7 protein-coding genes are annotated in these 9,966 nt (G+C 66.6%); 2 read left to right on the top strand and 5 right to left on the bottom strand.

The features are described from left to right. Positions 1-114 precede the first annotated feature (114 nt). The 5 genes from ACP4E5_RS30235 to ACP4E5_RS30255 form a co-directional block, all read right to left on the bottom strand. Positions 115-1,083 carry an LCP family protein gene (locus ACP4E5_RS30235; protein WP_425834124.1) on the bottom strand — a complete coding sequence of 323 codons (969 nt, stop codon included), beginning with the start codon at positions 1,081-1,083 and terminating at the stop codon, positions 115-117. 533 nt (positions 1,084-1,616) lie between these two features. Further along, a complete protein-coding gene (locus tag ACP4E5_RS30240; RefSeq protein ID WP_425834126.1) occupies positions 1,617-2,438 on the bottom strand; it encodes a hypothetical protein in 822 nt (273 codons plus the stop codon). 236 nt (positions 2,439-2,674) lie between these two features. Beyond that, a complete protein-coding gene (locus ACP4E5_RS30245) occupies positions 2,675-3,520 on the bottom strand; it encodes a L,D-transpeptidase family protein (protein WP_425834127.1) in 846 nt (281 codons plus the stop codon). A gap of 93 nt (positions 3,521-3,613) precedes the next feature. Further along, on the bottom strand, positions 3,614-4,456 hold the full coding sequence (locus tag ACP4E5_RS30250; RefSeq protein WP_425834129.1) for a hypothetical protein: 843 nt from the start codon (positions 4,454-4,456) through the stop codon (positions 3,614-3,616). 47 nt (positions 4,457-4,503) lie between these two features. Continuing rightward, positions 4,504-5,493 (bottom strand): Dyp-type peroxidase, encoded by a 990-nt coding sequence (locus tag ACP4E5_RS30255; RefSeq protein WP_425841762.1) that lies wholly within the window; start codon positions 5,491-5,493, stop codon positions 4,504-4,506. A gap of 372 nt (positions 5,494-5,865) precedes the next feature. On the opposite strand from ACP4E5_RS30255, the gene ACP4E5_RS30260 reads away from it, so the two are divergent. Both ACP4E5_RS30260 and ACP4E5_RS30265 read left to right on the top strand, forming a co-directional pair. Continuing rightward, entirely contained in the window at positions 5,866-7,002 is a 1,137-nt protein-coding gene (locus tag ACP4E5_RS30260; protein ID WP_425834131.1) for a right-handed parallel beta-helix repeat-containing protein, read from the top strand. Between the two features lie 361 nt (positions 7,003-7,363). Next, positions 7,364-9,907, top strand: a complete 2,544-nt coding sequence (locus tag ACP4E5_RS30265; RefSeq protein WP_425834133.1) for an SdrD B-like domain-containing protein — start codon at positions 7,364-7,366, stop codon at positions 9,905-9,907. The last annotated feature ends 59 nt before the right edge of the window (positions 9,908-9,966 follow it).

Below are 9,966 nucleotides of genomic sequence, written 5' to 3' on the forward strand. Positions count from 1 at the left end.
GCTCCTGGCATCAACTGAGCTGCGCTTCAGTAATTTCCCCGCGCTTTTGCATCAGTGCTGTCCCGGACATCCTGGCCACTTACGCCCCCGTGCACGGGTACCGATTGGATGGCCTCAGTCGACTCGCTTGCCGAGCTGCTCGTCGGCGTGCTTATGGAACCATGCGCCCGCTGTGTCGTCGGCCAGCGCGCTGAACAATTCATGCCCTTGCCGCGGAGCCAAGTTGACGATGCTCTGGCCATACGGCCCCGTTGCGGTTCCAGTCACGGGCGTCGTAGCGAAGTGCAGGTCGTCAGCGCGTACCGAGTGCAGACTCAGCGTCAGTTGGGTCATTCGACGCATCGTGAGTCCGTCGTCCACAGCTGTATTGTCCGCGATTGCGTCCATGGTCCGGGAGAGCTTCACCGGATTGGTCAGTGCCGAAGCGGAGATCAACTGGTGTGCCATCGCACGCATCCAATTCTGCTGACGACGCATGCGGTCGAAGTCGCCTCCGGGAAGGGCGTGCCGCTCACGCACGTAAGCTCGGGCCAGTCGGCCATCGAGGCGCCGCGCGCCGGCGTTGGGGCTACCCGCAGACGGTGTCGAGGCGCCCACGTCGATGACGACGCCGCCCAGGGCGTCTGTGACCTTCTCGAAGCCGGTGAAGTCCGTGATCATGATGTGGTCAATGCGCACCCTGGTGAGCTGTTCGACCGTCCTGATCAACAGCTTCGAACCGCCCAGGGAATACGCGGCGTTGATCTTTCCGGAATCGTGGCCGGGAATCGGCACCCAGGAGTCCCGGGGAATCGAAACGACCTGGATCCCCTCGCGATCAGCGGGGATGTGAACGATCATGATCGTATCGGCCCGCTGGGCCCCGTACGACCAGCGTCTTGCGTCACCGTCTGACGTGCGGCTATCCGAGCCGATTGCCAGGATATTCACCGCGCCGTTGTTTCCAGACGGCCGCTTCCGGTCCGCAACGAACGGGTCGCCGATCCTGGTGAGCCGGCGGTCGAAGCGCTCTGTGACGAGAGAAGCGGTCACCGCCAGGCTGCCAACGAAGAGGACCACCAACCCGATCATCACCACGACCACCCTGCGGACCTGACGCCCAGTAATGTGGGAAGCGCGCTGCTCTGCCCCCAGAGGTCTGCGGGCGTTCCGGCGAAAGAAGAGAATGTCGACTCCTTCGAAGGGGCGGCACGGGCGCCGCGGTGGTTCCACAGCGGGATACGCCTTTCTCCTCAACATGACCGCACCCCGGCCCGAATGTTCTTCGGCGCGCCGCCGCCCCTCCTGCCATCACACGGGAGCAGCACGTCGGTTGGCTTTAGCTTGCGGTGGTCTTGTTGGTGCAGTCCGTGGAAGGGCTCTCCGGCCGGCTGGCCGCTGCGGCGGTCCGTGCCCGCACTCGAATGCACTCGCACGCGTCGATCACGTCCTCGATGACCAGTGGGTGCAGCCTTGAAAACACCATCCGCACATGCTTGTTGACATCACGCACACGGTGTCAACGAGACCGGCAAAGCTCAGCTACCACAGGAAGGACAGGCCTGCCAGAAACACAGCAGGTCCCCCGAGCCCGGTACGGGAGCGGGGGACCTGTAGACGGCCGACGTCTGCCTATGTCACTTGGAGGGGGAAGGCGGCGGGGGCGGGTCGGGCATGAACCAGATGCCGTTTGCGTTTTGGCCGGCCTTGCCATACTTGTTCAGGACCTTGAGAGCGGCTTCCTTGGCCTTGACGGCCTCGGCCTTCTTCATCGCTGCGGCCTCCTCCGCTGCCTTGTCGCCGGCCTTGGCCGCTGCCTCCGCTTCGGCGGTGGCCTTCTTCTCCGCCGCGAGTGCCGACATGGCGTCGGAGAGTGCGGCGTGGATCTGCTTGCTCGGGTTCTCCGATGCGGGCGGCGGCTTCGGGGTCTCGGGCTTGGGCTTGGGCGTGGGCGGCGGCGGTGGCTCCATCGGCATGTCCACCACAGTCTGGGGCGGTCTGGCGGCCTCCTCGAACTGCTTCTTGGCGGCATCCGTGGCGGACTTCACGCTCGCGTCCAGCAGTCCTGAGGACGCCTTTCCAAGTTTGCTCAGTGCGTCCTTCGTTGCGTTGATGTCCCCTCTGCTCTTCGCGGCGACCAGCGCCTCGACAGCCGACTTGACCTTGGCCTCAGCCTGCACCAGCGGGTCGTCGTTCCCGAGGGCCGAGGCGTGACGAGTGGTGTTGGCGAGTGCTTTGCACAGCTCAGCGCGGGTAGCGGTGCCGCCACGTTGTGCGGACGCGTACCGCTTGGCGGTCGCGTTCAGGGTCTCCAGGTCTCGGTGGACGAGGGAGGTGGCAGCGTTGGAGTCTTCGGTCCCGGAGCCGGTGGCGGCGGCCACGGGACCGACGGCTCCCAGCAGCAGTGACCCGCACAGGGCGGAGCCCGCGAGAGCCGAGGCGGTCTTGGTGAATTGCATGGAGAGGGAGTTCCTTCCAAGTCGAGGTGGAGGCACCTCACGGGTGCATGAGCGATGCGTGTCCCGTCCTGGGGCACGTGATGTTCACTCTTTAGGTGAATGCCACGTTCTGCAACAGATAGACACACACGGTAGTCACCTACGTGGCGCCGTAGCGATCTACTCGGGCAGGCGTCGGGGGTGCGGCCGGCAGCGCGACCGCGCGTGGGGACGGACGTGCCCGTGTCCGGCCGGTGTCACGAACGAGGCTGTGAAGTCGGCGGTGTGAGCGGCGTATCGAGGTCGACCTCCGGTGTGATGGAGAGTGACCCAAAGCCCTCTGCGATCAGCAGGTTGTCGCGCTCGGTGGCGGTGAGGGCACGCCTGTTGGTGCCGGACTTCTTGCCCCACACGTACACGCGGTCTCCGGTGTGCAGGAGTTTCCACAGCTTCGCCGCGTCCTTGACCCGCAGGTTGATGCAGCCGCCGGAGCCCGAGCTGAACAGGTCGTGGTAGGTGCCGTGGAGGGCCTGGCCGCCGTCGAAGAACTGCGCGTACGGCATGGGGGCGTTGTTGTAGATCGTGGAGAAGTGCTTCTTGTGACGCCAGTAGACCGCGTGCCAGCCAGTGCGGGTTTCGGCGCCGCGCAGTCCGCTGCGCATGGGCACGGGGCCGAAGGCGAGTTTGCCGGTCCGCGCCTTCTGCACCCACAGGATCTGACGGTTCAGGTCGATGCAGGTGACCCGAAAGGCACGTCTTGGGCACTGCTTGCGGGCGTTCGGGTTACGGCGGGCCTCGTCGACGAGGAGCATGCGATACGTCCTCATGTCGGCCTTGCCGGTCTGCTTCAGGCCGAGTCGCTTCTGCAGCCTGCGGACGGCCTCGCAGTCGGCCTGAGACGCCCGGCCGTCCTGGCGCAGTTTCAGCTTCTTCTCCACCTCCCACTGGTAGGGCCCGGTCACCGGTGCGCAGCGCATTGCGGTGCTCTGAGCTGCGGCCGGGGCCGGGGCCGCCAGGGGAAGGAGGGTGATGGCTATCGCGGTGGCTGCGGCCGGCCACAGGGGGCGGCGCCGAGGAGAACCGGTGAGGGGAGGCAGGTGCATGAGCGAGCTCCGTTCGCCTGGGATCGTTGCTCGCATTCCACGCTGGGCCTGCACATCCGGCGCGCGGTGCTGGGCCGGATGCCGTACAGCCGGCTACTGCTTCCCGCCGCCTACGACGGGCTGCCGGTTCCAGGGCTGCTCAGGGACCTTCCGGCTGACCTTGTCGGCGTGGAAGTCGATCACTCCGAGCTGGGACTGGCTCGGCAGCTGGGTCGTCACCCGGCCCAGCCTGCCGTCGTCGGAGACGAACAGGCGCAGAGGCGAGTCTCCAGGCTTTCGGATCGGCGCCTTCTTGCCCTTGGGCGTAGCGGGGCGAGGCGCGGAGAACACGCCGTACGTGGCGCCGTCGATCTCTTGGCTGCCCAGCCAGCGGGGTCCGGACTGGGCGAGAAGCTGAGCGTTCTCCGGCCGGTCCTGGCCAAGCAGCATCGTCAGCTTCAGCATCGTGTCCAGCGGATCGGTGGTGTAGGCGCGCGGGGACCAGCTGGTGTACGGCAGGGTGGCCGCGTCGTCGAGCGACAAGACTCGTCGCTTCGTGGAGGGCGCTTTGCCGTCGGAACCGCCCCGGCCGCCGGGCGGGGCATTCTTCGGGAGGCCAGTGGCCACCGCGAGTCCACCACCGTCCCAGGCGACAAGCCCGCCCGTCTTGCCGTCGGTGAAGTGCCCCACCCCGCGGTGGCTCCGGTAGTCGACGACGCCCCGCACGGTGAGCGTCATGTCGCGCATCGGGATGTGGATCTCCACATCGGCTGGGCTGGCCTCGAATCGGCTGAACCGGGCGAGTGCCAAATGCTGCGCCTCGGCGGCGGTGATCGGCCGGGGCGAGGTGTCCTCGCTGCGTGTCACGGTCAATGCCGCGGTGGCTGCGGTGAGTAGAAGCGCGGGGACGCCCCACAGCAGAGCGCGGCGCCGGGCGGACTTGGGGGGAGTGGGCATTGGGACCTCGTCGGAGGGAAGCGGGATGCAGGTGTGGCGTTGCGTGGTCAGAGCAGGGTCGAGCCCAACACCTCGCCCTGCCGCGCGCCGGGCAGTACGTAGGCAATGGACGAGGCGGTGTGCTGGGTGAACCGGTTGAGGGCGTCGGAGGCGGCGAGCCGCTCCTGTACGCGGAGGAACAGGCCGGGGTCCTTCATGTAGGCGAGGAAGACCAGGCCCTGGTCGTCGGGGGCATCGGCGTAGCTGTAGCCGCGGCGCAGCATCTGGGCTCCGCCGTCGAGGCGCGGGTGTGCGAGGCGGACGTGGGCATCGGCAGGAACGATGTACTGGCCGTCGGGTGACTTGGCGAAGAGGTTCACCTCGTCGTGTTCCCGCCGACCGCCGAGCGGCGCCCCGCTGCTCAGCTTGCGGCCCAGTACCCGCTCCTGCCGGTCACGAGAAAGCGCAGCGAAGCCGCTCAGGTTCATGCGAATGCGCCGGTAGACCAGATAACTCCCACCGTGGTCAGGCCCGTTGGAGACGTATACATGGCGGGGAGCCTCGTCGGCTGCCGGGTTGGCGCTGCCGTCTAGGAACCCGAAGAGGTTGCGGGGGGTACGCCCCGCCTCGGTCGGAGGCAGGAATCCCGGCTGGCGCCAGCGGGGGACGAGGACGGACGAGGCGCTTCGGTCAAGCGCCGCGGCGGCCGCAGTGCAGGTCCACATGTCGTCTGCGCACAGCTGAACGATCAAGTCACCGTCACTGCGCTCGGGTTGGAGCCGATCACCGGCGAAGGCGGGCAGGGCGTGCAACAAGGCAGGGCTGTGGAGGCCGAGGCGCCTGGGAAGGCCCGGACCGACGGCGAGCGTGGCCGTGAGGTGGCGGGCGGCGGCTCGCTGCAGCAGTACGTCGCCCGAGGAACCCTGTGTGGCGGCTGCGAGTAGACGGGTCCAGTCGGTCAGGACTGCGCGCAGGGAGCGGGCTCCGCCGGAGCCTCGGGTGTCCGGAGCGAGGTCGTAGGCCAGCAGGAGAAGGCTCGGCTGAGGCGGTGTCAACACTCCTGCCTGGCGGGAGCCATGGAAAGCAAAGGCGGAGGGGGGGCGGCCGTCATCGGGCGGCGAGGAGGGTGGTGTGGAGCGGCTGCAGGCCGTCGTCGTGGCGGCGATGGCCGCGGATCCGGCAAGCACGGTCCGACGGCTGGGCGCAGGCATCTCAACTCCTGATGTTTCTGCTTAAGAAACTACTAAACGAGCCAAAAGGTGCATCTTCTTGCTGAAGGGGCGGACCGGACAGTACACCTAGTCGGTATGCGTACTCCTCATCTCCCTGCCGCGTCGGCCGCGTTCGCGTTGGCTGCACTCACGGCGTGCCTCACTGGGTGTGGCACCAGCACCAATGACGACCGGCCGGGGGAGCGTGACCAGCCTGCCGTGATCCGCGTCCCGGCGGACGCTCCCACGATCCAACGCGCGGCGGACGCCGCCCGGCCCGGCGACCTCGTCCTGATCTCACCCGGGGTGTACAAGGAATCGGTATCGCTGCGCACGAAGCGAGTCGTCCTGCGAGGAACGGACCGCAACAAGGTCGTCATCGATGGCGATTTCAAGCGCGCGAACGGCGTCACGGTCACCGGTGCCGGCTCTGCCGTAGAGAATCTGACGGTCCGAAACCACCTGGCCAACGGAGTCCTGTTCACCGGAGTGACCGACGAGTCACTCCAGGGGCCAGGGTCTGGTGGGGCGATCTATGACCCCCTGGACACCGCCAAGTTCCCGGCGTTGAAGGGGTTTCGGGGCTCCTACATCACTGCGTACAACAACGCCCTTTACGGCATTTACGCCTTCGACGCCCGAAACGGCGTCATTGACCACTCGTACGCGTCCGGGCAGGCGGACTCCGGGATCTATGTCGGCCAGTGCGACCCCTGCAACACCACCGTGCGCATGAACACGATGACCCACAACGCCGTTGGCATCGAACTCACCAACTCTTCTCGGAAGTTGACTGTCGAGGATAATCAGGTGCGTCGCAACCGGGTCGGTGTCACGGTCAATTCCAACGACATGGAGGCGCTCGGACCGCAGCACCACGCCGTTATCCGGGACAACACCATCACCGACAACAACGAGCCGGCGAGCCCCGCGCAGGCGGACGGCGGCTTCGGTATCGGTATCGGCATCGGTGGCGGCGTCGGGAACCTGATCGAGGGCAACACCATCACCGGCAACCGGTCGAACGGGGTGCTCATGAGCGACGTGCAGGGATACCCCGCCAAGGACAACACCGTGCGCGCCAACCGTGTCCACGACAATGGCACCGACCTCGTCCTCGCGACCAGGACGGCCCGTGGCAACTGCTTCACCGTGAACCACGAGGCCTCCGCGAGCCCTCGTGCGCTGCCGACGGCGTGCGGCGGCAAGGGCGACGCGCCGTTCAAGCCGGGTGAGGGAGAGGGGGTGGCCGCGCCCCCCGGTATGTCGTTCCGTGAAGTGCCGGCGCCACCAGCCCAGCCGCAGCGGCCCGGACGCCCGGACGACAGGCCAGTGGCGGCCATCGGGCTGCCCTGAAACGGCAGGTTTCTGACTGCCCGCCGCACATGACGGCCAGTCACTGAGCAGGCAACTGGCACTGATTGTGGACTGCTCAAACTAGGCCGTATGTGTGGAGTGCTGTGCTGCAAGCGGGGGAACTCGACAACGTTCGGTAACCGTTCTCGACTATTTGAACACTTTGCGTGACATTTGTGTTCGCTGTGAGACCCACGCGAGAAAGGTCGTACGCGGAGTGAAGCCCAGGTGGAGACGGAAGGACGCCCTGACCGGGCTGTCGTTGGTGACAATGACAGCCGTCACCCTTGGTGGCGTGACGTCGGCCATGGCGTCGAATCGTGCAGCGGAGGTGGGAGACGGATCGGTCACCGTCCGGGTCGTGCATGAGGTCAACGGGAACGGAGCGTGGGACAACGCGCTGGAACCCGGCTGGGAAGGCGTCGAGGTCAAGCTGACCGACGACAACGGCCTCTCGGAGACCGGGAAGACGGGTGCGGACGGCACCGCGGTCATCAGCCCCGGCGTCGCGCTGACCGGTGGCAAGTACCGGGTCGAGGTGGAGAACCCGGACGTGAAGGAGTACACGCCGGCGACGGCCGCATCGAAGCGGCCGGCCGGCGGGCTGAAGCCGATCGTCTCGACGGTGGAGACGGTTGACCTGTCGCGCGGCAAGAAGGCCGAGTTGACGACGGGGTTCTGGAAGCCGGGGGACTTCTGTAAGAACAACACCAGAGTGGTCGGCTGCACCATGGCCGGAGGCAATTGGCACGCGCGCAACGAAAAGCCCTCGATCGCCAGCAACCTCTTCACGGACCGGGGATTCGACAAGGCCAGGGGGGTGTGGGGCGCTCGTGTGCACAGCACGATGAAGCAGACCGGCACCCTCTACGGCCTGGGTGTCGACAGGGACCGCAGGCGGTTGTACGGCGCCGCCTACAGCAGGCGGAGTGCAGACTTCGGCCCGGGTGGGCCGAACGCCATCTACGTGACGGATGCAGACGCGAACACGACGAAGCAGTTCGCGACGGTCCCGGGCGGCACCGATCTCAAGCATGCGATCAACAGTGGCGATACGGCGTTCATTCCGTATGTCAACAAGACATCGCTGGGTGACCTCGACGTCAGCAAGGACAATTCCGAGCTGTACGTCGTCGGTCTGTCAGACAAGAAGCTGTACACCTACGACACCTCGAAGGACACGGCGTCCGAGCCGAAGTCCGCGGTATCGATCCCCGACCCCGGCTGCCCGGGCGGCGCGGACAACTGGCGCCCTGGTGCCCTCGGTGCACAGGACGACACTGTGTACGTGGGGGGTGTCTGCTCGGCGGAGTCGACCGGCAAGCGGTCGGACCTGCGGGCTGTGATCTATAAGTACGATCCGGCCTCGCAGAAGTTCGGTGACGTCGTCATGAACGACCCCCTGAACTTCCCGAAGCAGCCCCCTGGCGGACGCCCGACCCCGGAATGCTCCGGCTGGTATCCGTGGGACAACAAGCTGAGGCATACCGATCCCGACACGGGCAAGGGCTGCGCGGAGTCCTACCCGATGCCGATGATGGTCGACATCGAGCGGGAGACCAATGGCGACCTCGTCGTCGGATTCACCGACCGTGGGGCCAACATCGGTGTCGGCAGCCTGTCTGGCGGTGACGTCAACCGGGCATGTCCCAACAAGGACGGCCGGTACGTCCTGGACGGCAACGGGGCGTGTGCCAACCACGCGGAGACCGTCAAGGGCTACAAGGAGCAGCCGAAGGAGTTCTATCCCGGTGACCACCGGGCCGGCCAGCACATGGAGGCCGCCACCGGCGGGCTCGCGTTGATGCCGGATCAGAAGAACCTGGCCATCTCCGCGTTCGACCCGTACAACGCGCTGTACACCAACGGTGTGACTTTCCTGGACCGGGAGACGGGTGCCGCGGACGCGCAGGGTGGGGGAGGTGTCAGGTTCCCCACCGGGTTCGGCAAGAACGGCGGCATGGGTGACATCGAGTACCTGTGTGACCTGGCTCCGTTGCAGGTGGGTGACTACGTCTGGTTCGACGCCGATGCCGACGGTGTCCAAGACCCGTCGGAGAAGCCGGTGTCCGGCGCGACGGTGAACCTGTACGACGCGGACGGCAAGAAGATCGCGACGACGAAGACCTCCGCGACGGGCAAGTACTTCTTCGACTCGACCGTGACGGGCAACGTTGACGCCAAGGACTGGAAGCCGAAGACGAAGTACCGCGTGGCGCTGGACAATCCCGCGGACTACCGCGGGCGGCTGAAGGACTGGCATCCGACGAGCCGGGACGCGGGGAAGAACGACGCGATCGACAGCGACGGTGTGCCCACGAAGGACGGCTTCGCCGAGAAGACCTTCACCACAGGCAGGGCCGGCGAGATCGACCACACCTATGACTTCGGGTTTACGCAAGGTGAGGTGACCGAGCCGCCGCCGACTCCGCCCACTGCTCCGTCGACTGAGCCGCCGACGACTCCGCCCACCACGCCGCCGACGGTCCCCCCCACTGAGCCGACGGATGAGTGCGCGCTCTGTGCGGACAACAACAGCCTGTATGTCTCGGCGCAAGGCGCCTCGGCCGAAGAGCCCCTCCCGGGTGCTTCGTTCCAGGTCTGGCAGGAGAAGAACGGCACCGCCGGGTTGCAGCAGGACGGTGACAACCCGGACGTGAAGGTCCGCGAGGTGTGCACCACCCGCGAGTCCGACGGCGAATCCGACAAGGGCACGTCCGAGGGCGCGCCCACGGTGGCCGGTGAATGTGGCTGGGCGATGCTCCCATACGGCACGTACTACGCCGTCGAGACCACGACACCCGGCGGCTATGCGGCACCGGAGAGCACCGTGTCCGACCCGGCCGTCCTCAACAAGCAGCACCGCGACGTTCACCTCGTCTTCCAGCACCGGAAGACCTCGTGACCCGGTTCTGAAACCTCACCGGGCGGTCGGTTCGCCGACCGCCCGGACACCCCCTGCCT

This window comes from Streptomyces fractus, from assembly GCF_049844455.1.
GTDB classification, from domain to species: domain Bacteria; phylum Actinomycetota; class Actinomycetes; order Streptomycetales; family Streptomycetaceae; genus Streptomyces; species Streptomyces fractus.

Excerpts from the sequence above, each read along its gene's own strand:
- ACP4E5_RS30250 (WP_425834129.1), bottom strand. The coding sequence starts at position 4,456 with ATGCCCACTCCCCCCAAGTCCGCCCGGCGCCGCGCTCTGCTGTGGGGC.
- ACP4E5_RS30245 (WP_425834127.1), bottom strand. The coding sequence starts at position 3,520 with ATGCACCTGCCTCCCCTCACCGGTTCTCCTCGGCGCCGCCCCCTGTGG.
- ACP4E5_RS30240 (WP_425834126.1), bottom strand. The coding sequence starts at position 2,438 with ATGCAATTCACCAAGACCGCCTCGGCTCTCGCGGGCTCCGCCCTGTGC.